Consider the following 22,467-nt stretch of genomic DNA (forward strand, 5'->3'; position numbering starts at 1 on the left):
CACGGGTCGGGAACGCGCTCTCATCGAGGTGCCATGCGGATGGCCCCGTCCAGCCGGATGGTCTCCCCGTTGAGCATGGGGTTCTCGACGACGTGGCGCACCAGGGATCCGTACTCGGCGGGGTCGCCGAGCCGCGACGGGTGCGGGACCTGAGCGCCGAGGGAGGCGACCGCCTCCTCGGGCAGCGCGGAGAACAGCGGCGTGTGGAACAGGCCCGGGGCGATGGTCGTCACCCGGATCTTCAGGCTCGCCAGGTCACGTGCGATGGGCAGCGTCATGCCGACGATGCCGCCCTTGGAGGCCGAGTAGGCGGCCTGACCGACCTGCCCGTCGAACGCGGCGACCGAGGCGGTGTTGACGATGACGCCGCGCTCCTCCCCGACCGGTTCGGTCCGGGACATGCGCTCGGCGGCGAGCCGGAGCACGTTGAAGGTGCCGATGAGGTTGACGTTGATGACCTTGGTGAAGTCGGCGAGCGGGAAGGCGCCCTTCTTGCCGACGGTCTTGGCGGCGTTGCCGATGCCCGCGCAGTTCACCGCGATCCGCAGCTGCCCCAGCCCGTCCGCGGCGTCGAGCGCCGCGGTCACCTGCTCCTCGTCGGTGACGTCGGCTGCGGCGAACACGACGCCGTCGCCGAGCTCCGCGGCCACGGCCTCGCCCTGCGACGACGGCAGGTCCACGATGACGACCTTCGCGCCCTGGCCGTGCAGTTCCTTCACCGTCGCCAGGCCCAGCCCGGACGCACCTCCGGTCACGAGCGCGACAGCATCCTCGATGTCCACTTTCCGACTCCTCACATGTCGTCCGAGCACCGGAGGGCAGCATACTGAGCGAGCGATAAGTAACCAAGCGTTCGTCGTATTGACACCCCGCGCCTGCTTAGCGACCGTTAAGTGGACTTCGGAGGAGGAGCGCCATGGACGCCGTCATCGTCGACGCGATCAGAACCCCGTCAGGCAAGGGAAAACCCGGAGGGCAGCTGTCGAGCATCCACCCCGCCGAACTGCTCACCCGCACGCTGCGCGGGCTCGTCGAGCGGACGGGCATCGACCCCGGTGAGGTCGACGACGTCATCGGCGGCTGCGTCGGCCAGGCCGGCGAGCAGGCGCTCAACATCACCCGCAACGCCGTGCTGGGAGCCGGTTTCCCGGAATCGGTGCCCGCCACGACCATCGACCGGCAGTGCGGTTCGAGCCAGCAGGCCGCGCACTTCGCCGCCCAAGGCGTCCTCGCGGGCACCTACGACGTCGTGATCGCCTGCGGTGTGGAGTCGATGAGCCGGGTGCCTATGGGCACCACCCCGATGGGAACCGACCCCAGAGGCCCATCGATGGCCGCCCGCTACCCCGAAGGCCTGGTGAACCAAGGCGTCTCGGCGGAGCTGATCGCGGCGCGGTGGAAGTTCGGCCGCGAGGAGCTCGACGAGTTCTCCGCCCGATCCCACGCCCGCGCCGCGCAGACCGCCGCCGATGGGGCCTTCGACGACGAGATCCTGCCGGTGGCGGTGACCGGCGAGGACGGCACCGAGCGCGTCGTGAGCACCGATGAGACCGTGCGCGCGTCGACAACCGCCGAAGGGCTCGCGGGCCTGCGGGCCTCCTTCGCCGACGAGGAGCTGGCGAAGCGCTTCCCGGAGATCGACTGGCGGATCACGCCGGGCAACTCCTCGCCGCTGACCGACGGCGCGTCGGCGGTGCTCATCATGAGCGAGGCCAAGGCCGCGGCGCTCGGCGTGCAGCCCAAGGCCCGGTTCCACAGCTTCGCCGTCACCGGCAGCGACCCGCTGCTCATGCTCACCGGGGTCGTGCCGGCCACCCGCAAGCTGCTGGACCGCGCCGGGGTGTCGATCGACGAGATCGACGCCTACGAGGTCAACGAGGCGTTCGCGCCGGTGCCGCTGCTGTGGCAGCGCGAGTTCGACGCCGACCCCGCCCGCCTCAACCCGCGGGGTGGGGCCATCGCGCTGGGCCACCCCCTCGGCGCTTCCGGCACGAGACTGCTGACCACGCTGGTCAACCAGTTGCAGGCCACCGGTGGCCGGTACGGGCTGCAGACCATGTGCGAGGGCGGCGGCATGGCCAACGCGACCCTCGTCGAACGCCTCTGAGCACTCGGGCGGCCTCCCCCGGGAGGCCGCTCAGGGCTTGACCTTCTCGCCGACGGCGCGGACTCCGCGTTCGACGTCGGCGACGGTGCACATCGCGCCCTTGCGCGCGACTGAGACCCGGGTCACACATCGATCCGGGAAGACCACAGTGGACAGTCGCTCTCCGGCCACCTCGCGTCGCACCGGCCGAGACCGGTGACGCGGTCAGCGAGATCCGATGGCTCTCCTGGGTGGGCTGGGGGCGTTTTTGAACCTAGGCTTCAGACATGTCGATCGCGATCAACGAGGATCACCGGCTGCTGGCTGAGACCGCTTCCGATCTGCTGGCGCGGCGCGAAGCACGTGGCGCCAGCCGCGCGCTGCTGGAATCCGATTCCGAATCCCTGCCTTCGTTCTGGCAGGAGGCCGCTGACCTGGGCTGGCTGGGGCTGCACCTGCCCGAGGAGCACGGCGGCGCGGGATTCGGACTCGCCGAGACCGCGATCGTCGCCGAGCAGATGGGGCGCGCGGTGGCGCCCGGACCGCTCGCGCCGACCGTGATCGCCTCAGCCCTGATCGATGCCGCCGGTGACGAGGAGACGAAGAGCCGGTTCCTGCCCGGTCTGGCCGACGGGTCGGTGCCCGCCGGCATCGCGCTCGACGCCCGGCTGGAGGTCTCCGGAGGGACCGCGTCGGGATCGGCACCGGCCGTGCTGGGCGGCGGCCTGGCGCGGCTGCTGGTACTGCCCGCCGGTGACGACGTCGTGGTCGTCGAGGTCGGCGAGGCCGTGAGCGCGGAGGTTCCGGCCAACCTGGACCCCTCCCGCCGCTCGGCTCGCGTCTCACTGGACGGCGCACCGGCAGCGGTTCTGGCCGGAGGTCGACGAGCGCTGGTCGATCTGGCGCGCGTGATCCTGTCCGCCGAGGCCGTCGGTGTCGCCCGCGAGTGCACCGAGCTCGCCGCCGCCTACGCCCGGGAGCGCGAGCAGTTCGGGCGCGTGATCGGCACGTTCCAGGCGGTCAAGCACCACTGCGCCAACATGGCCGTGGCCACCGAGCTGGCCACCAGCGCCGTCTGGGACGCGGCCCGCGCCGCCGAAACCGGCGGCGACCAACTCACCTTCGCCGCCGCGGCCGCCGCCGCGCTCGCCGCACCAGCGGCCGACCTGTGCGCCAACCTCAACACCCAGGTGCACGGCGGCATCGCCATCACCTGGGAGCACGACGCGCACCTCTACGTGCGCCGCGCGACGACGCTGCGCGCGACCCTGTCGGCCGACGAGGCCGCCGGCGAGGTCACCGCGCTCACGCGCCAGGGCGTCACCCGGGCCCGAACCGTCGAGCTTCCGCCCGAGGCCGAGGACCTGCGCGCAGAAGTCCGCGCCGTCGCCCGGGAACTGGCCGCGCTGCCCGAAGACCGGCAGAAGGAACGCCTGATCGAGACCGGCTACGTGATGCCGCACTGGCCCGAGCCCCACGGCCGGGCGGCCGGAGCCGTCGAACAGCTCGTGGTGGAGCAGGAGTTCGCCTCGGCCGGGGTCAAGCGCCCCCAGTACGGGATCACCGGCTGGGTCGTGCTCACGCTCATCCAGCACGGCACCGAGCAGCAGGTGAGCCGGTGGGTCGGCCCCGCGCTGCGCCAGGACGTCATCTGGTGCCAGCTGTTCAGCGAACCGGCCGCCGGATCCGACGCGGCCGGGATCAAGACCCGCGCGACGCGCGTCGACGGCGGGTGGCTCGTCAACGGCCAGAAGGTCTGGACGAGCGGCGCGCACAAGGCGAGCAAGGGCTTCGCGACCGTGCGCACCGATCCCGAAGTGCCCAAGCACCAGGGCATCACCATGATGGTCATCGACATGCGAGCCGAGGGCGTCGACGTGCGGCCGATCAAGATGCCGTCCGGCGCCTCGGAGTTCAACGAGGTCTTCTTCCAGGACGTCTTCGTCCCCGACGAGGACGTCGTCGGTCCGATCAACGGCGGGTGGACCGTCGCGCGGGCCACGCTCGGCAACGAGAGCGTCAGCATCGGCGGAGGTCAGGGCACCATGTCCACCCCGGCCTCGGCGATGGTCCCGCACCTCGACGCGCACCCCGACCGGCTCCCCGGCGGCGCCGTCCGCATCGGCCGGTACGCCGCCGAACACCACGCGATGGAGATGCTCAACGTGCGTTCGGCGCACCGCGCCGTCGCCGGAGACGAACCGGGGCCCGAAGGAGCCATCACCAAGCTCGTGCTCTCCGAACTGGGGCACGAAGCCGCGGCCATCATGAACGCCCTCAGCGGGCCTGACGCGGTCTACCTGGACGGGCCCGGCGCGTTCAGCGGTGCGCTGGCGCTGCTGCACCGCGGGCTGTCCATCGCGGGCGGCACCAGCGAGATCAAGCGCAACCAGATCGGTGAACGCATCCTCGGACTGCCCCGAGACCCGCTGATCAAGTGACGGGGCGAACCGGCGGAAATCCCGCGGCGCGAAGAGGATTTCGAACCCCGAGGCCGCATCGGTCGCCTTCGACGCGGTCTGACGATCACCAACCAGGCGTCCACGGTGGGGACGCTCCAGCAACAGGAGAGGATTCGATGGCGAACCAACGAGCGCAGGTCCAGATGACGCCCGAGGAGATCTCGGCGTTCTTGGCCACCCGCCGCACCGCGACGCTGGCGACGCTGGGCGCCAACGGGCACCCGCACGCCGTGGCGATGTGGTTCGCGCTCATCGACGGCGTGATCTGGTTCGAGACCAAGGCCAAGGCCCAGAAGGCGGTCAACATCGGCCGCGACCCGCGCGTCACCGTCCTGATCGAGGACGGCCTGACCTACGACGTGCTGCGCGGCGTCTCCCTGGAAGGACGCGCGGAGATCGTCGACGACCCCGACGCGCTGTGGGCCGTGGGCGTCAGCATGTGGGAGCGCTACCACGGCCCCTACAGCGACGAGGTGAAGCCGCTCGTGGAGCACATGCTGCACAAGCGCGTCGCCGTCCGCATCGACGTCCACCGCACCCGCTCCTGGGACCACCGCAAGCTCGGCCTCGACCCCATGCCCCTCGGCGGCACCACCGCGGCGCACTACCCGGAATCGGCCGACCGGTAGGCCCCTCGCCTCAGGCGTTGGGGTAGCGGGTCAGGCAGAAGGTCTCGAGGCGTTCCGCCAAGGTGCTCAGCGACGCAGCCGCGTGGTGGTCGGGGTCCCACGCGGCGTGGAGGGTGATGCTGAGGTCCTCGCCTCCGGGCTGGGTGATGCGCAGGCCGTGCAGGTCGAAGCGGGGGTCGTCCGAGACGACCGCGATGCCGCGGCCCGCTGCCGCGAGCGCTTGGGCGACCTGAGCGTTGCCGCATTCGACGGGATCGGCCAACGCCTGGCCGACCCCGGCCAGGGCCTGGTCGAGCAGTTGGCGCGGCCGGAAGGTGGGGTCGAGCACGACCAGCGGGTGCCCGGCGAGCTCGTCGAGGTCGACGGTGTCGCGGTCGGCCCACGGGTGCTCCTGCGGCACGTAGGCCCACAGCGGCAGGACCGCCAGGGTCCGCGTGCTCCAGAGGGCCGGTGGTTGCTTGGCGACGATCGCGAGATCCGCACCTCGACGCAACCGGTCGAGGGCTTCCGGACCGCTCGACTCCTGCACGGTCGGCTGCGGGTCCCGCGGCCCGAAGGTGGCCAGGAACGGGGCGACGACGTCGGTCAGCGTGGTCGGGCTGGCCGCGATCGTCAGGTGCACGAGCCGTCCGGCCGCCAGCGACTCGGCGGCCGCGGTGGCGGCATCGGCGCGGTGCAGCACGTCGCGCACGACGGGCAGGAACCCGCGCCCGGCCGCGCTGAGCTCCAACCGGCCCTCGCGGCGGTCGAACAGCGTCACCCGCAGCTCGCGTTCGAGCAGGCGGATCTGCCGGGACAACGCCGGCTGGGTCACGTGCACCCGCTTGGCGGCCTCGCTCACGGTTCCCGCTTCGGCGACGGCCACGAAATACCTCATGCTGCGCAGCTCCACACCTGCGAGTATGCCTGGACGTACTAGGTGGCTTGCGAAACAGGCATTCGACGGCATGGCCTCGCGTGCCGAGGATGGGCTCCATGACCGCCATTCCCGACACGGGTCTTCACCAGAACCGCCACCTCGTGACCGAGATCCCCGGTCCCCGTTCACGCGCGCTCATGGCGCGCAAGCAAGCCGCCATCGCCCGAGGCGTCGGCACCACGATGCCGGTGTTCGCCGCGCGTGCCGCCGGTGGCGTCGTCGAGGACGTCGACGGCAACGTGCTCATCGACCTGGGCTCCGGCATCGCCGTCACGACCGTCGGGGCCAGCGCGCCCCGCGTGATCGACGCCGTCGAGCAGCAGGTGCGGGAGTTCACCCACACCTGCTTCATGGTCACCCCCTACGAGGGCTACGTCGCCGTCGCCGAGCGGCTGAACCGCCTCGCTCCCGGTACGCACGAGAAGCGCTCGGTGCTGTTCAACTCCGGCGCCGAGGCCGTCGAGAACGCCGTGAAGATCGCCCGCGCCGCCACCGGCAGGTCGGCGGTCGTGGCCTTCGACCACGCCTACCACGGCCGCACGAACCTGACGATGGCGCTGACGGCCAAGGCGATGCCCTACAAGCACGGCTTCGGCCCGTTCGCCCCCGAGGTCTACCGCGCGCCGCTGTCCTACCCGTTCCGCGACGGACCGGACGTCGACGGCCCGGAGGCCGCGCGACGCGCCATCGAGGTCATCGACAAGCAGGTCGGTTCGGAGAACCTCGCGGCGCTGGTCATCGAGCCGATCCAGGGCGAGGGCGGGTTCATCGTGCCCGCCGCCGGTTTCCTGCCCGCGCTGCAGCAGTGGTGCCGCAGCCGCGGCGTGGTGCTCATCGCCGACGAGGTGCAGACCGGCTTCGCCCGCACCGGCGCGATGTTCGCCAGCGAGCACGAGGACGTGGTCCCGGATCTGCTGGTCAGCGCCAAGGGCATCGCCGACGGTCTGCCGCTGGCGGCGGTCACCGGGCGCGCCGAGCTCATGGACGCCGCGCACGCGGGCGGACTCGGCGGGACCTACGGCGGGAACCCGCTGGCCTGCGCGGCAGCGCTGGCCACGATCGACACGATCACCGAGGACGGGCTGATCGAGCGCGCCCGCGAGATCGAAGCGCTCGCGCTGCCCCGGCTCTCGCGCATGCGCGACGCCGACCCGCGCGTCGGCGACGTGCGCGGCCGGGGCGCGATGCTGGCCGTGGAGCTCGTCGATCCGACGACGGCGGCACCCGACCCCGAGCTCGCCCACGCGGTCGCGACCGCCGCGCACGCCCAGGGCGTGATCGTCCTGGTGTGCGGAACCCACGGCAACGTCCTGCGCTTCCTGCCGCCGCTGACGATCAGCGACGAACTGCTCCACGAAGCCTTCGACGTGCTCTCCGCCGCGTTCGCCGACCTCCGCTCCTGAAAGGACGATCACGTGCTCTCCCCCGACACCCTCGACACCGACCGCGCGCTCCACATCGCAGGGCGGTGGCAGACCGGACGCGCGGGCCGGTTCGACGTCGTCGACCCCGCCACCGGCGAGTTCCTGGCCGCCGTCGCCAACGGCGCGGCCGAGGACGCCACCGCCGCCGTCGACGCCGCCTCCGCAGCAGCCGCGTCCTGGGCGGCGACGCCACCCCGGGAACGCTCCGACGTGCTGCGCCGCGCCTACGAGCTCATGCACCGCGACCACGACGCCCTCACCCGGCTGATCACGGCGGAGAACGGCAAGTCCCTGGCCGACGCGCGCGCCGAGGTCACCTACGCCGCCGAGTTCTTCCGCTGGTTCGCCGAGGAGGCCGTGCGCGCGGAGGGCCGCTACTCCACCGCTCCCGCCGGGGGTGCCCGCACCCTGGTGACCTACCGGCCCGTGGGGGTGGCCGCGCTGGTCACGCCGTGGAACTTCCCCGCCGCCATGGCGACCCGCAAGATCGGACCTGCGCTGGCGGCCGGTTGCACCGTCGTGCTCAAACCCGCTGCGGAGACACCGCTGACCGCGTTGGCGATCACCCGGCTGCTGGCCGAAGCCGGTGTCCCGGACGGGGTCGTCAACCTCGTCCCGACCGATGACGCCGCCGCGGTGGTCGGCACGTGGATGGACGACTCCCGGGTCCGCAAGCTGTCGTTCACCGGCTCGACCCGGGTCGGCAGGTTGCTGCTGCACCAGGCGGCCGATCGGGTCGTCAACACCTCGATGGAGCTCGGCGGGAACGCACCGTTCATCGTCACCGCCGACGCCGACCTCGACGCGGCCGTGGAGGCCGCGGTGGTCGCGAAGTTCCGGGGCGGAGGGCAGGCCTGCGTGTCCGCCAACCGGTTCTACGTGCACGCCGACGTCGCCGAGGAGTTCACCGCGCGCCTGGGCAAGGAGGTCGAAGCCCTGCGCGTCGGTCCCGCCTCCGACTCGGGCAACCAGATCGGCCCGCTGATCAGCGCCCAGGCCGTCGCCGACATCACCGCGCTGATCGACGACGCGCTCGCGCGCGGTGCTCGCGTCGCAGCTCGCTCCGAGGTCCCCGACGGCCCGGGGTTCTTCCTGGCCCCGACCGTGCTCACCGACGTGCCCGCCGACGCGCGCGTGGTGCGCGAGGAGATCTTCGGGCCCGTGGCGCCCGTCGTCACCTGGCGCGACGAAGGCGAGCTGCTGCGCGCCGTCAACGACACCGAGATGGGTTTGGCCGCCTACGTCTTCGCCGGTGAGCTCCAGCGCGCCGTCGACCTGGCCGAGCACGTCGACGCCGGGATGGTCGGCATCAACCGGGGCGTCATCTCCGACCCCTCCGCCCCGTTCGGCGGCACCAAGCAGAGCGGACTCGGCCGGGAAGGGAGCCACGAAGGCCTCCACGAGTTCACCGAGACCCAGTACCTCAGCCTCGCCTGGTGAATCCGACCTCTCGTCCTGCCGCCGCTGATCGGGTTCCCCGGAGATCCGGTCAGCGGTGCGGGTGGAGCGGGGTGGGTTCGGGGTATAACCGGCGGGCCGGTGCTCGTGGTGGGACACCGGGCCGTTCGGTCGGAGTTGCGGAGGTTGCCGGTTGCGAGTCGACGATCTGCTGGGCACCCCCGAACTCGCGCTGGAGGTGCGGGTGCGCGGTCAGGTGGACCGGCCCATCCGCTGGGTCCACACGATCGAGGTGCGCGCTCCGGGCAGGTTCCTGCGCGGTGGCGAGGTCGTGCTCACCGCCGGCGTGTGGCGTTCGGCCGGGATCACCGCCGAGGCGTTCATCGACGACCTCGTCGAGGCCGACGTCGCCGCGGTCGGGTTCGGGATCGTGCCGCCGGAGACCGCGGTTCCCGAGGACTTCATCGACGCCGCCCGGCAACGCGGCCTGACCTGCTTCGTCGTCCCGGTCGACGTCGCGTTCCTGCAGATCGTCGAGGCGTTCGTCAACACCAAGCGGGCGGAGTGGGAGCGCCCGCTGCGGCGCCACCTCGGCCAGCACGACGCGATCGTCGCCGCGCTGCGCGTCCGGCGCGGCGTCGAGACGGTGCTGCGCACGCTGGCCGGTCAGCTCGGGCAACCGGTGGCGGTGCGCGGTGGCGGCGGGCTGATCGAGGGCGAGGAACCGCACCCCAGCCATCCGCTGCCCCTCGTCGGCGAGGGGCTGGCCGACGCCGAGCTCCTGCTGCCGCGACCGATGGACGAGCTGGACGTCGAGCAGCACGCGGCCGTGGTGCAGGCGATGCCGTTCATCGCCATGGAGATCGAGCGCGTGCGGGCGGTGCGCGCCACCGAGGTCCGCTACTCGTGGGAGCTGTTCGAGTGGGTCCACAGCGCCACCGTCGACACCGCCGCCGTGCGCACCCGGCTGCACTCGCTGGGGCTGCCGCCGGACGGGCCGCTGGCGGCGGTCGTGCTGCGCAGCCGGGACCCGGCGACGCACTCGGTGCGGTTGGGCGAGCTGCTGGGCACCGACGGCATCGCGGTGCAGCGCGGCCGCGAGGTGGCCGCCTTCTCGCACGTGCGCGGCACCGAGACCGAGCTCGCCCGCCGCGTCCACGACGCGTTCGCCGGGTCCGGCGACGTCGTGCACGTCGGTGTCGGCAAGCCGGGCGGGGCCGGTGATCTGCGGGTGAGCCTGCTCCAGGCGGCCCACGCCGCCGAGGCGACCTCGTCTCGCGCCGACGGCGGCTGGATGACGCACGACCAGCTGAGCAGTCCGGCGCTGCTGCTGTCGGTGCAGGACCCGGAGCTGCTGACGGCCACCGCGAAGGCCCTGCTCGGTCCGGTGCTCGACCACGACGAGAGCCGGGGCGGCGATCTCCTGCCCTCGCTGGCGGTGTTCCTCGACGCCGGGGGCCGCTGGCAGGAGGCCGCGCAGCGCCTGCACGTGCACATCAACACGCTCCGGCACCGGATGAGCCGGGTCGAGGAGCTGACGGGGCGCAGCCTCTCCCGCACCTCGGACCGAGTCGACCTCTACCTCGCCCTGCGCGGGCTGTCCCAGGGCTGACCGGCAGATCGCGCACCGGCGTTGTGCGATCGTCCAACGGGGCCTCCCGACTTCGGAGGATCGGTCACTATCCGATGTCCGGTGAGGTCGACCACTCTGTGCGGAAGCCACGGCCGACGACGGCCGATCGGAGCCCTCACAGGAGGTCATGCGCTGATGCATCCGGATAAGCGGCGCGACTCGGGTATCGAGAAGCACGGGGTCGACACCATCCCGGAAACCGACCGCACCGGACGACCGCGCGATGTCGCGGGAATCCTGCTCGGTTCCAACATGTGTCTCGGCGTGGTCATCTTCGGCTGGTTGCCCGCGTCGTTCGGACTCGAGTTCTGGCCGGCGATCGCCTCGATGGTCGCCGGAACGCTGCTGGGGACCGTGCTGGTCGCCCCGCTCGCACTGGTGTCGTTCCGCACCGCCACCAACCTCTCGACCAGCAGCGGCGGCACGTTCGGCGTCCGGGGCCGGCTCATCGGCTCGATGATCGGGCTGCTGCTGTCGCTGGGCTACGCGGCCCTGACGGTGTGGACGGGCGGCGCGGCGATCGTCGGCCCGCTGCACCGGCTGTTCGGCCTTCCCGACGGCGGCGCCAGCTTCTCCGTCGCCTACGCGGTGCTGGCGGTGCTGTCGGTGCTCATCGCGATCTTCGGCTACCGGCTGCTCACGCGGATGAGCAAGTGGGTGGCGGCCGGGACGCTGGCGCTCATGGCGCTGGGGATCGTCGCCTACGCTGGGAAGTTCAGCACGGCACCGGTCACCGACGCCGGGTACGCGATGGGCGATTTCTGGACCACCTGGGCGCTTTCGGCGGTCGCCGCCGGGCTCAGCGGCCCGATGGCCTTCATCACGCTGCTCGGCGACTACAGCCGCTACGTCTCGCCCCAGCGCTACTCGGGGCCGTCGGTGTTCGTCGCCTCGGCCGTGGGCATGGTCCTGGGGCTGCTCGTGCCGCAGCTGTTCGGCACGTTCACCGCGTTCGCCTCCGGCGCCGCCGACGACTACGTCGGCCCGCTGGTGGCGGCGGCACCGGTGTGGTTCCTGATCCCGCTGCTGCTCAACGGCGTGTTCGGCACGATCGGCAACGCCGGTGCGTTGATCTACAGCATGGGCTTGGACCTCGACGCGATCCTGCCGCCGCTGTCGCGGGTCCAGGCCACGATCCTGACCTCGGTGGCCTCGACCGCCCTGGTGTTCCTGGGCTACTTCGTGTGGGACGCCGAGGACGCGGTCACCGCCTTCGTGCTGCTGCTGACCGCCATCGGCGCCCCGTGGGCGGTCATCACGCTGATCGGCTTCTACCGCTGCCGAGGCCGGTACGACCCGGACGCGCTGCAGGTCTACAACCGGCGCTCCCGGGGCGGGCTCTACTGGTTCACGGCGGGCTGGAACCTGCGAGCCGCAGCGGCGTGGGCGATCGGCTCGGCGGTCGGCCTGCTGTCGGTCGACACCTCCCTGTTCCGGGGGCCGCTGATCGAGTGGACGTTCGGCCTCGACCTGAGCTTCGCGCTCGCGGCGGTGACCACAGCCGCGGCCTACCTGCTGCTGACGATCGGCTCCCCGCAACCGGTCCCGGACGCGGCGAAACAAGAAGTCCCGGCCCAGGCCGCATCCGCCTGAGGCACCTGAAGATGAGGAAGCAAGAGATGGACCACTTCGACGTCATCGTCGTCGGCGCCGGGTTCTCCGGGCTCACCGCCGCACGCGATCTGCGGGAAGCAGGCAAGAGCGTGCTGATCCTGGAGGCCAGGGACCGCATCGGCGGATCGACCTGGTACCGGCCGGACGCGCTCGGGGGGTTCGGCCTGGAGATGGGCGGCACCTGGATCGTCCCGCAGCAGACCCACGTCTGGGGCGAGGTGCAACGCTACGGCATCCCGGTCGTCGACAGCGAACTTCCCGGCCGGATGACCTGGTCGGACCACGGCGAGGTGCTCGACTCGCTGCTCCCGGTCCCGCCCGAGCAGTACGGCGCGCTGGAGCACGCGCTGCGCGCTCTCGTCGAAGCCGGTTCCCGGCTCGACCCGCAACGCCCGCTGTCCGAGCAGGACCTCGCCGATCTGGACGTGCCGATCCGGCAGTGGGCCGAGGACGCGGGCCTGACCGGCAACGCCCGGGAACTGCTCATCTCGTGGTTCTGCGGTTGCGCCAACGCCAGCGAGGAAACGGGGTCGGCGCTGGACATCCTGCGGTGGCTGTCCTCGATGGACAACTCGCTGTGGGGCATGGTGCAGGCCAGCGTGCTCGGCCACACCTTCGCCGAGGGCACGGTGTCGCTGGCCGAGGCGATCCGCGCGGACGCTGCCGCCGAGCTGCGGCTGTCCAGCCCGGTCCGCAGGGTCAGCGCCGACGCCGACGGCGTGACCGTCGAGCACGACGGCGGCTCCGCGAGAGCCGACCGGGTGCTGATGACCACCCCGGTCGGCGTGTGGCGCGACATCGAGTTCACCCCACCGCTCACACCCGCCAAGCGGGCGATCAGCGAGGAGAACCACGCCGGGCAGGGCCAGAAGGTGTGGGCGCTGGCCCGCGGCGTCGACCCCGAGATCAGCGGCTTCGGCTGGGGCACCAGCTTCGACTACGTCGGCGCCATGGGCAGCACCGACGACGGTGTGGTGCTGGTGTGCTTCGCCCCGGAGCACGACCGGGTCGACGCCACCGACCTCGGCGACGTGCAGCGCGCGGTGCGCGAGTTCGCTCCGGGCGCCGAGGTGATCGCCTCGGAATCGCACGACTGGGTCAACGACGAGTTCAACAGGGGAACCTGGGCGACGTTCCGGGCCGGCCAGTTCGCGCGGTACGAGATCGCCGTCGGCGAACCGGAAGGCCGGGTGCACTTCGGCGGTTCGCACACCGCTCGCCGGTGGCGGGCGTTCATCGACGGTGCGATCGAGTCCGGCAAGCGCGCCGCCGCGGAGATCGTGGCCGCCCAGTCCGAAGGAGACAGGAAGTGACCGAACCCATCGGCCCGGTGGACGCCACCCGCGTCCCCCGATACGGCGGAGACACCACCTTCGCCCGGCTCCCCCGGCTCAGCGAGGTCGGCGACGCCGATGCGCTGGTGTGGGGCGTGCCGTTCGACACCGGGGTCAGCTACCGGCCGGGTGCCCGGTTCGGGCCCAACCACGTCCGGCAGAGCTCCCGGCTGCTGCGGCCCTACAACCCGGCTCTGGACGCCGAGCCGTTCGCGGTGCGCCAGGTCGCCGACGCCGGCGACGTGGGGATCAACCCGTTCGACATCGACGAGGCGATCAGCACCATCGAGACCGCGGCCCGCGACCTGTCGGGCACGCGGCGAACCCTGCTCACCGTGGGCGGCGATCACACCATCGCCCTGCCGCTGCTGCGCGTGCAGCACGAACGGCACGGGCCGGTCGCGGTGCTGCACTTCGACGCGCACCTGGACACCTGGGACACCTACTTCGGCGCTCCGCACACGCACGGCACGCCGTTCCGCAGGGCCGCCGAGGAGAGGCTCATCGACTTCGACCACTCGATGCACGTGGGAATCCGGGGCCCGCTGTACTCGCGGCTGGACCTCGACGAGAGCGAGCGGATGGGCTTCGCCGCGGTGCACTGCCGCGACTTCGCCAGGACCCCGCTGGACACGATCATCGAGCGGATCCGGACCCGGCTGGGCACGCGCCCGGTGTACGTGTCGGTCGACATCGACGTGCTCGACCCCGGTTTCGCGCCGGGCACCGGCACTCCCGAGGCGGGCGGGTTGTCCAGCCGCGAACTGCTGGAGATCGTGCGCGGCCTCGACGGTCTCAACCTCGTCGGCGCCGACCTCGTGGAGGTGGCGCCCGCCTACGACCACGCCGAGATCACCGGGATCGCGGCGGCTCACGTCGCCTACGAGCTGCTCAGCGTGCTGCCCGGCGGAGGTGCCTGATGCGCGCGGTTCACAACGTCGTCGACGGCAAGTCGGTCCCGGCCGAAGACGGGCGGACGACCGCCCTGATCGCCCCGGCCACCGGCGAGGTGTTCGGCAACGCCCCGCTGTCCTCGGAGAACGACGTCGACGCCGCCTACCGGTCGGCGGAGCGCGCGTTCCGGGACTGGAAGCTGAGCACTCCGGCCGAGCGGCAGCGCCTCCTGCTGCGGCTGGCGGACGAGCTGGAGCGCCGGGCAGATGAGTTCGTCGCGGCCGAGTCCGAGAACACCGGGAAGCCGGTGGAGGCCACCCGCACCGAGGAGGTCGCGGCCTCGGTCGACCAGATCCGCTTCTTCGCCGGCGCGGCACGCGTCCTGGACGGATCGGCGGCGGCGGAGTACGCGCCGGGGCGCACCTCGTACGTGCGGCGCGAACCGGTCGGCGTGGTCGGTCAGGTCGCGCCCTGGAACTACCCGCTGATGATGGCCGTGTGGAAGGTGGCGCCCGCCCTGGCGGCGGGCAACGCGGTGGTGCTCAAGCCCGCCGACACGACGCCGGTCACCGCGGCGCTGCTCGGCGAGCTGGCCGCCGAGATCCTCCCGCCCGGCGTGCTCAACGTGGTCTGCGGCGACCGCGACACCGGCCGCGCGGTGGTGTCCCACCCGGTGTCGGCGATGGTGTCGATCACCGGCTCGACGCGTGCCGGGCAGCAGGTCGCCCGAGCCGCGGCGCAGGACGTCAAGCGGGTGCACCTGGAACTCGGCGGCAAGGCTCCCGCGCTGGTCTTCGCCGATGCCTCCCTCGACTCAGCGGCCGAGGGCATCGCCGATGCCGGGTTCTTCAACGCGGGCCAGGACTGCACCGCCGCGACCCGCGTGCTCGTCGAGGAATCGGTGGCCGAGGAGTTCACCGCCAAGCTCGTCGAGCGGGCGACCGCGCGGCGCTGCGGGCCTCCGTCCGACGTGGACGCCGCGTTCGGTCCGCTGAACAACGCCGCGCAGCTGGACCGGGTGCGGGCGATCGTGGACGGGCTGCCGGACCACGCCCGGGTGCTCACCGGCGGCCATCGCGTCGGGGACGCCGGGTTCTTCTTCGCGCCCACCGTGATCGGCGGCGTGCGCCAGCACGACGAGGTCGTGCAGGAGGAGATCTTCGGCCCGGTGCTGACCGTGCAGACCTTCCGCGACGAGCAGGAGGCGCTGAGCCTGGCCAACGACGTCGACTACGCGCTGGCCTCCAGCGTGTGGACGACCGATCACGGCCGAGCCCAGCGCCTGACGGCCGACCTCGACTTCGGGTGCGTCTGGGTCAACACGCACATGGTCCTGGTCGCCGAGATGCCGCACGGCGGTTTCAAGCACTCCGGCTACGGCAAGGATCTCTCCAAGTACGGCCTCGACGACTACACCCGGATCAAGCACGTCATGCACGAGTTCGCCTGAGGCGCTACTTCGTTCCGGTCGGGCCCGGGTCGAGCAGTTGGGCGAGGTGCAGCCCGGGCCTGGACGGGGCGAGCTGCTCGACCTGCCGAGCGCACGAGAAGCCGTCGGTGAGCACCGCGTCGTCGCGGCCCGTGTCCCGAAGCGCCGGTGCGAGGGCGTTCTCGGCGACGCGCATGCTCACGTCGTAGTGCTCGGCTTCGAAGCCGAAGTTCCCGGCCACGCCGCAACATCCGGTCGCATCGACGACCTCGCCGACCCCGGCCGCCTCGAGCGCTCTGCGCTGCGCGGAGGCTCCGAACACCGAGTGCTCGTGGCAGTGCGTCTGGAGCACGGCCCGCTGCGGCGCGGGCCGTGCCGGCGACGGCACCCAGCCTCCCGACACCCGGTCGGCGACGTGCGCGGCGAAGCTGCGCACGCGGGAGGCGACGCGTCTGGCCTGCTCGGTGTGGACGAGTTCGGGCAGGTCCTTGCGCAGCGCGGCGGCGCAGCTCGGTTCGACGACGACGATCGGCCGGTCCGTGCCGTCGTCGAGCGCGGCGGCCGTCTTGGCGAGCAGGCGCTTGGCGGTGCCGAGCTGGCCGGTGGAGATCCAGGTCAGACCGCAGCAGGCGTCCGCCGAGCACGCGACGGTCTCACCGGCGTCACCGAGGACGCGGGCGGCGGCACCGGCGACCTCGGGCCGGAACCCCCGGGTGAAGGTGTCGACGAACAGCACCGCCGAACCCCGGGCTCCGGCGTCGGTGATCTCGCGGCGCCACTCCCCCGCACCGGCGAACCGGGGCAGCGCGCGCTTGGTGGTGAGCCCGCCCGCTGCCGCCGCGGCCTTGGCCAGCGGTGTCGCCAGGACCGCGTTGACCAGACCCGAGACGCGGCCGGTCAGCTTCAACCAGCGCGGCAGCCAGCCCAGCGAGTAGTGGGAGCGCGGCCTGCGGCGACGGCGGTAGTAGTGGTCGAAGAACTCCGACTTGTAGGTGGCCATGTCCACGCCCGCCGGGCAGTCGGTCGCGCACGCCTTGCACGACAGGCACAGGTCCAGCACCTCCCGGGCCTCCTCCGACCGCCAGCCCTCCTCCACCGTGCGGGCGCCCCGGACGACTTCCTGCAGCACGCGGGCGCGGCCGCGCGTCGAGTCCTTCTCGTCCCGGGTGGCGCGGAAGCTCGGGCACATCACTCCCCCGGCGTCCGCGCGGCACCGGCCCACGCCGATGCACCCCTGCACGGCGTGGACCCACGGATCCCGCCCGGCCGAGGCCGGGCTCAGCTCGAAGCTGGTGCGCCATTGGCGTTCCGGCACACCGGCGAGGGCCAGGTGGCCGTCCATCGGGTCGGGATCGGTCATCGAACCGGGGTTGAGGATTCCCGCGGAGTCCCACAGCTCTCGGCACTCGGCGAAGGCGGCCATCACCTCCGGTGAGTACATGATGGACAGCAGCTCGGACCGGGCGCGGCCATCGCCGTGCTCGCCGGAGAGCGAACCGCCGTGCCGGACGACGAGTTCCGCTGCCTGCCGGGTGAACTCGCGGAAGACCCGGCGCCCCTCCTCGGTGCGCAGGTCGTAGGTGATGCGGATGTGCATGCAGCCGGCGCCGAAGTGGCCGTACATCACCCCGGTGAGCTCGTGCTCGGCCAGGAGTTCGCGGAGATCGGCGAGGTAGTCGGCGAGCCGTTCCGGGGCCACGGCGGCGTCCTCCCAGCCGGGCCAGGACTCACCGCCCGAGGCCAGGCGGGAGGACAAGCCCGCGCCGTCCTCCCGGACCCGCCACAGAGACGCGCGCTCAGCGGGGTCGGCGGCCTTGCGGCCCTGCACGAGCCGACCGTTCTGGCCGAGCCGGTCGAGCAGCCGGTCCGCCTGGGCGCGCACCGATTCCGGGTCGTCGCCGTCGAGGTCCACGAACAGCCACGCCTGGCCCTCGGGCAGCCCCAACACCGAGTCGGGACCCCGGCGGTGGCGCATCGTGGCGACGATGGCCTCATCGGTGCCTTCGACCGCGGCCGGGGAGAACTCCAGGATCGTCGGGACGTCGCGGGCGGCGTCGACCACGTCCTGGTAGCCGAGGCAGACCAGCAGCGCGCTGGCCGGTTTCGGCACCAGCTTCATGCGCGCGCCGACCACCACGGCCCACGTTCCTTCGGAGCCGACGACCGCGCGAGCGATGTTGAACTTCTCCGGCAGCAGGTTCTCCAGGTGGTAGCCGGAGACCTGCCGGGGGATGCGGCCGAGTTCGAGGCGGAACGCGCTCAGGTGCTCCTGGGCGAGCGCGGCCAACGAGGCGATGAGGGCGTCCGCTCGCGCTGCGGAGAAGGAGTCGGCGGGGTCGGTGGCGCGCAGACCTGCTTCGGTGGCCGTCAGCCGCGCGCCGTCCGAGGTCACGAGGTCGATCTCGGCGACGTGGTCGGAGGTGCGGCCGTAGCGCACGGAGTGGTTGCCGCACGCGTCGTTGCCGATCGCCCCGCCCACCGTGGCGCGGTTCTTCGAGGAGGGATCGGGCGCGAACGTGCGGCGGCCGCCGGTGCCGCGCTCGACCTCGCGCGACAGCGTGGCGAGGACGACGCCGGGTTGCGCGTCGACCGTTCCGGCGTCCTCGTCGATCGCGCGCACCTGGTCCATGTGCCGGGAGAAGTCGAGGACCAGCCCGGGGCCGACGGCGTTGCCCGCCATCGAGGTCCCGCCGCCTCGGGCGATGATCGCGGTCCCGGTGGCCCGGCACGCTTCGACGGCTGCCACCACGTCCTCGACGGTGCGCGGGAACACGACCGCCAGCGGCTCGACGCGGTAGTTGGAGGCGTCGTAGGAGTACTCGGCACGCCGGCGAGGTGAGGCATCCGCCGGCACACCGGCGTCCGCGAGCGCTCGGAGCAACGTCGACTCCGGAGCGCTGCCGCTGTTGACATCACCTCGCTGCGGGGTCTCGGTGGCGGGCACCGGAGAGCCGGCGGAATCGGTCATGCGTCGAGTCCCTTCGCGCGGACGAGAAGCGGTCGCGGGTGGCTACCGTGCTGCACGGTACCGACTCTCCCGCACAGCACCGGAGAAGTCATGGCGGAGCGTGTCGACAACAGCACTCCACAGTGGACCGAACCGGCGCGGCGCGAGCGCCCGCCCAGGGCTTTCGGCCCTGGTGGACTCCACGCCGCGGTGGACATCGTGGAGGCGAACGGCGGCCGACCGTCCAGGTCCGCCCGCCGGGAACCGACCGTGGAGGAGCCCGCCATGGCTACGCGTGGAGCCCACCCCGCTCGCACGGGATGGGCCGGATGGATCTACTTCGGCGCGCTCGTGCTGGTGGCGGTCGGGATCGTCCAGTTCATCAACGGGCTGACCGCGCTGACGCGCTCGGATTCGATGTACGTGGCGTCCTCCGGGACGTCGGTGCAGGTCAGCGTCGCAGGCGTGGGCATGGGCCTGCTGGTCATGGGCGCGGTGCTGGCCGCTGCCGGGATCGGCGTGATGAGCGGAAAGACCTGGGCGAAGGTGCTGGCGATCGCGCTGGCCGCGCTGAGCTTGCTGGCCAACATCGCGTTCTTCTCGGCCTACCCGCTGTGGTCGGCGATCGTCATCGTGCTCGACGTCGTGGTCATCTACGCGCTCGTGGCCCACGGCAGGGAGATCCGCCGGAGCTGAAGCCGGCGCGACCCGGCAGGTGCTCCGCTCTCGGAACACCGCGTGTTCCGACCCGGTCACCGGGCGTGTGCGCCCGGTTCCAAGGCGGGTTCGACGCCGCGGCCGGAGACCGCCCCGCGCGCCTGAGGGCTCGTCCTGGCCGGTAAGCTCCCTTCCCGCTCCCGGCGAGCTTGACCAGCGCGAACGTCGTCGCCGATGCTGCGAGCAACGGCAACATCCCAAAACCGCAGCGCACGCGTCCGCCGGTGATCCCCGCGCAGCGGCCCAACCCCGTCCCCACGCCGCCGACCCAGTCACGGAGACCACTTCCGAAGCACGAGCGTCATGTCGGTCCCGGCGTCACGGTCTTCTTCCCCGCGACGGCATCACGCGTGCCCGCAACAGGTCGCCCCACCGTCGTTTCCCCATTTCACGGAGTCACCGATTGTCTGAATCACCCACCGCGTCGCCCGATCACCGGCGGCCCGGACCGGTCCTGTACGTCTCGCTCGCCCTGGCGCTGGCGATCGCCGTGTGGGGCGCCGCCGCCGGCGACTCGCTGTCGCGGGTCGGCTCCGCCGCGCTCGACGGCATCACGCGGGGCTTCGGCTGGGCGTACCTGCTGGTCTCGCTCGGGTTCCTGGCCTTCCTGGCGTTCCTCGCGTGCAGCCGGTACGGCAGCCTGCGCCTCGGCCGCGACGACGAGCGGCCCGCGTTCCGCCGCGTCACCTGGTACGCGATGATCCTCTCGGCGGTGATGGGGATCGGCCTGATCTCCTACGGCGTCACCGAGCCGATCTCCCACCTCGCGGAGCCACCGCACGACCTGGCGCAGCCGATGACGCCGGGCTCGGCGGTCACCGCGATGCAGTTCTCGTTCTTCGACTGGGGCTTGCACGCCTGGGGCATCTTCGCGGTCGTCGGCCTCGCGATGTCCTGGTCGATGTTCCGCCGAGGTCGTCCCGGGCTGGTCAGCGCACTGTTCCGGCCGCTGCTCGGCCGTCGCGTCGACGGAGTCGCGGGCGGGGCGATCGACGTGTTCGCGGTCCTGGCCACGCTGTTCGGCACCACCACCTCGCTCGGGCTGGGAGCCCTGCAGATCAACGGCGGGTTCACCGCCCTGTTCGGCATCCCCGACTCCCGGCCGGTGCAGTTCGGGATCATCGCCGTCATCACGCTGCTGTTCACCGCCTCGGCGCTGACCGGCGTCGCGCGCGGGATCCGGTTCCTCTCCGAGACGAGCATGGGACTGGGGGCGCTGCTGTTCGTGTTCGTCCTGGTCGTCGGGCCCACCATCTACCTGGTCGACCTCTACGTGCAGTCGATCGGCCGCTACGTCAGCGAGCTGGTGTCGACGAGCCTGATCACCCCCGCCAACGGCGACCTGGACTTCATGCAGACGTGGACCTACTTCATGCTCGCCTGGTGGCTGTCCTGGGCGGCCTTCGTGGGCGTGTTCCTGGCCCGGATCTCGCGAGGCCGCACGATCCGGGAGTTCGTCGTGGGCGTGCTGCTGGTGCCCAGCGTGGTGTTCTCCCTCTGGTTCACCGCCTTCGGCGGCACCGCGATCCACAGCGATCTGGTCGGCAGCACCAAGATCGCGGTGGCCGCGGCCGGGGACGAGAACTCGGCGTTCTTCGCGACCCTCCAGTCGCTGCCGCTGTCGACGGTGACCTCGCTCGTGACGATCGTGCTCGTCGTGCTGTTCTTCATCTCCGGCGCCGACGCCAACACCTTCGTGCTCAGCATGCTGACCAGCCGGGGCACCGAGAACCCGCCCTCCTGGATCCTCGCCCTGTGGGGCGCGGTGACCGGCGCGGCGGCGATCGCCCTGCTGGCCGCGGGCGGCCTGGACTCGCTGCAGCAGATGGTGATCGTCAGCTCAGCACCGTTCCTGCTCATCCTCATCGGCGTCGCCGTCGGCTTCTGGAAGGACCTGACCACGGAGTTCGTTCCGCGCCAGGCGCCCGTACCCGCCGAACCGGCACCGGCACCGGCACCGGCCGAGGAGCGAACACCGCAGACGCTGCACTAGGTCCTGTTCAGGATTGCGGCGGAGCCGCTGTTTCAGGTGTGGGACTCAGCCGGCACCGCTGCGGGTTCTGAGGTGGTTCTCCTGTGAGGACGCGCCGACGTGGTGTATTGGCATACATGAGTCGGTGCACCCGGAGCAGGAGGGCCGCAGCGGTTTCCCGTTCGGGGGTTTCCGCTACCTGCACCGCCAAGCAAAGCAATTCCTCAACGGCTTCTAGGTCCTTGCCGACTGATCGACGGCGACGCATGCTCGGGTGCGGTACAGCAGAGTGAAGGAGACACCATGACCGACAGCGTCCTCACGGAGTTCGCCGACGGGGTAGCCCTGATCACGATCAACCGCCCCGAGGCCCGCAACGCCGTCGATCGCTCGGTCGCCGACGGGATCGCCGCCGCCGTCGACGAGTTCGAATCGCGTTCGGACCTGACCATCGCCATCCTCACCGGGGCAGGCGGGACGTTCTCCGCGGGGATGGACCTCAAGGCCTTCACCCGCGGCGAACGGCCCAGCATCCCCGGCCGGGGGTTCGGCGGCCTCACCGAGAAGCCACCGACCAAGCCCCTGATCGCGGCGGTGGAAGGCTGGGCTCTGGCGGGTGGCTGCGAGCTCGCGCTCAGCGCGGACCTCATCGTGGCGGCCCGCGACGCCAAGTTCGGGCTGCCCGAGGTCAAGCGCGGGCTGGTCGCCGCCGCGGGCGGGCTGCTGCGACTGCCCAAGACGCTGCCCTACCAGCTGGCGATGCAGGTCGCGCTCACCGGTGACCCGCTCACGGCCGAGGTCGCTCACCAGCACGGCATGATCAACGCCCTCACCGAACCGGGACACGCTCTCGACGAGGCCCGCGCGCTGGCCGCGCGGATCGCCGAGAACGGGCCGCTCGCGGTCCGCGCCACCTCCCTGGCGCGTTCGGGAGGGCGCGGGCGGGGTGCGACGCCTGCGGGCCTCCAGCGGCTCTCGCTGAACTTCGCGGTCTTCCGAGAGGTGTTCG

At 71.9% G+C, this 22,467-nt stretch carries 16 protein-coding genes; 13 read left to right on the forward strand and 3 right to left on the reverse strand.

The features are described from left to right. Positions 1-20: 20 nt before the first annotated feature. A complete protein-coding gene (locus tag AB0J91_RS28775) occupies positions 21-782 on the reverse strand; it encodes a 3-hydroxyacyl-CoA dehydrogenase (RefSeq protein ID WP_363875009.1) in 762 nt (253 codons plus the stop codon). Between the two features lie 134 nt (positions 783-916). Here AB0J91_RS28775 and AB0J91_RS28780 point away from each other — a divergent pair, with 134 nt between their 5' ends. The 3 genes from AB0J91_RS28780 to AB0J91_RS28790 all read left to right on the forward strand — a co-directional run bounded on the left by AB0J91_RS28780 (position 917) and on the right by AB0J91_RS28790 (position 5,177). Continuing rightward, positions 917-2,107: a thiolase family protein gene (locus AB0J91_RS28780; RefSeq protein ID WP_363875012.1), complete on the forward strand. Its 1,191-nt coding sequence runs from the start codon at positions 917-919 to the stop codon at positions 2,105-2,107. A gap of 266 nt (positions 2,108-2,373) precedes the next feature. Then, a complete protein-coding gene (locus tag AB0J91_RS28785) occupies positions 2,374-4,527 on the forward strand; it encodes an acyl-CoA dehydrogenase (protein WP_363875015.1) in 2,154 nt (717 codons plus the stop codon). Between the two features lie 137 nt (positions 4,528-4,664). Beyond that, on the forward strand, positions 4,665-5,177 hold the full coding sequence (locus AB0J91_RS28790; RefSeq protein ID WP_363788271.1) for a PPOX class F420-dependent oxidoreductase: 513 nt from the start codon (positions 4,665-4,667) through the stop codon (positions 5,175-5,177). A 10-nt stretch (positions 5,178-5,187) separates the two neighbouring features. Here AB0J91_RS28790 and AB0J91_RS28795 read toward each other — a convergent pair whose 3' ends face one another. Continuing rightward, positions 5,188-6,054 carry a LysR family transcriptional regulator gene (locus AB0J91_RS28795; RefSeq protein ID WP_363875017.1) on the reverse strand — a complete coding sequence of 289 codons (867 nt, stop codon included), beginning with the start codon at positions 6,052-6,054 and terminating at the stop codon, positions 5,188-5,190. A 98-nt stretch (positions 6,055-6,152) separates the two neighbouring features. Here AB0J91_RS28795 and gabT point away from each other — a divergent pair, with 98 nt between their 5' ends. The 7 genes from gabT to AB0J91_RS28830 all read left to right on the forward strand — a co-directional run bounded on the left by gabT (position 6,153) and on the right by AB0J91_RS28830 (position 15,843). Continuing rightward, on the forward strand, positions 6,153-7,499 hold the full coding sequence (gene gabT / locus AB0J91_RS28800; protein ID WP_363875020.1) for a 4-aminobutyrate--2-oxoglutarate transaminase: 1,347 nt from the start codon (positions 6,153-6,155) through the stop codon (positions 7,497-7,499). Positions 7,500-7,511: 12 nt separating this feature from the next. Continuing rightward, complete coding sequence (locus AB0J91_RS28805; protein ID WP_363875023.1) at positions 7,512-8,960, forward strand: NAD-dependent succinate-semialdehyde dehydrogenase; 1,449 nt, start codon at positions 7,512-7,514, stop codon at positions 8,958-8,960. Positions 8,961-9,111: 151 nt separating this feature from the next. Beyond that, positions 9,112-10,530, forward strand: coding sequence for a helix-turn-helix domain-containing protein (locus AB0J91_RS28810; protein ID WP_363875026.1), 1,419 nt, complete (start codon positions 9,112-9,114; stop codon positions 10,528-10,530). Positions 10,531-10,686: 156 nt separating this feature from the next. Further along, the gene (locus AB0J91_RS28815) at positions 10,687-12,144 is read left to right on the forward strand and encodes a cytosine permease (protein ID WP_363875029.1); all 1,458 of its coding nucleotides are present in this window, start codon (positions 10,687-10,689) and stop codon (positions 12,142-12,144) included. 11 nt (positions 12,145-12,155) lie between these two features. Then, positions 12,156-13,478: an NAD(P)/FAD-dependent oxidoreductase gene (locus AB0J91_RS28820; protein WP_363875032.1), complete on the forward strand. Its 1,323-nt coding sequence runs from the start codon at positions 12,156-12,158 to the stop codon at positions 13,476-13,478. Continuing rightward, on the forward strand, positions 13,475-14,419 hold the full coding sequence (gene speB, locus AB0J91_RS28825) for an agmatinase (protein ID WP_363875035.1): 945 nt from the start codon (positions 13,475-13,477) through the stop codon (positions 14,417-14,419). The genes AB0J91_RS28820 and speB overlap by 4 nt, the downstream gene beginning before the upstream one ends. Next, on the forward strand, positions 14,419-15,843 hold the full coding sequence (locus tag AB0J91_RS28830; RefSeq protein WP_363875038.1) for a gamma-aminobutyraldehyde dehydrogenase: 1,425 nt from the start codon (positions 14,419-14,421) through the stop codon (positions 15,841-15,843). Before speB ends, AB0J91_RS28830 begins: the two co-directional genes overlap by 1 nt. A 4-nt stretch (positions 15,844-15,847) precedes the next feature. Here the strand turns inward: AB0J91_RS28830 and AB0J91_RS28835 are convergent, their stop codons facing one another. Then, the gene (locus tag AB0J91_RS28835; protein ID WP_363875041.1) at positions 15,848-18,790 is read right to left on the reverse strand and encodes an FAD-binding and (Fe-S)-binding domain-containing protein; all 2,943 of its coding nucleotides are present in this window, start codon (positions 18,788-18,790) and stop codon (positions 15,848-15,850) included. A 264-nt stretch (positions 18,791-19,054) separates the two neighbouring features. On the opposite strand from AB0J91_RS28835, the gene AB0J91_RS28840 reads away from it, so the two are divergent. The 3 genes from AB0J91_RS28840 to AB0J91_RS28850 all read left to right on the forward strand — a co-directional run. Then, positions 19,055-19,465 (forward strand): hypothetical protein, encoded by a 411-nt coding sequence (locus AB0J91_RS28840; RefSeq protein WP_363875044.1) that lies wholly within the window; start codon positions 19,055-19,057, stop codon positions 19,463-19,465. Between the two features lie 424 nt (positions 19,466-19,889). Further along, entirely contained in the window at positions 19,890-21,479 is a 1,590-nt protein-coding gene (locus AB0J91_RS28845) for a BCCT family transporter (RefSeq protein ID WP_363875047.1), read from the forward strand. 282 nt (positions 21,480-21,761) lie between these two features. Beyond that, on the forward strand, positions 21,762-22,467 hold a 706-nt coding region (locus AB0J91_RS28850), incomplete at its 3' end, for a crotonase/enoyl-CoA hydratase family protein (protein WP_363875050.1).

This window comes from Saccharopolyspora sp. NPDC049357 (assembly GCF_040677225.1).
Taxonomy (GTDB): domain Bacteria; phylum Actinomycetota; class Actinomycetes; order Mycobacteriales; family Pseudonocardiaceae; genus Saccharopolyspora.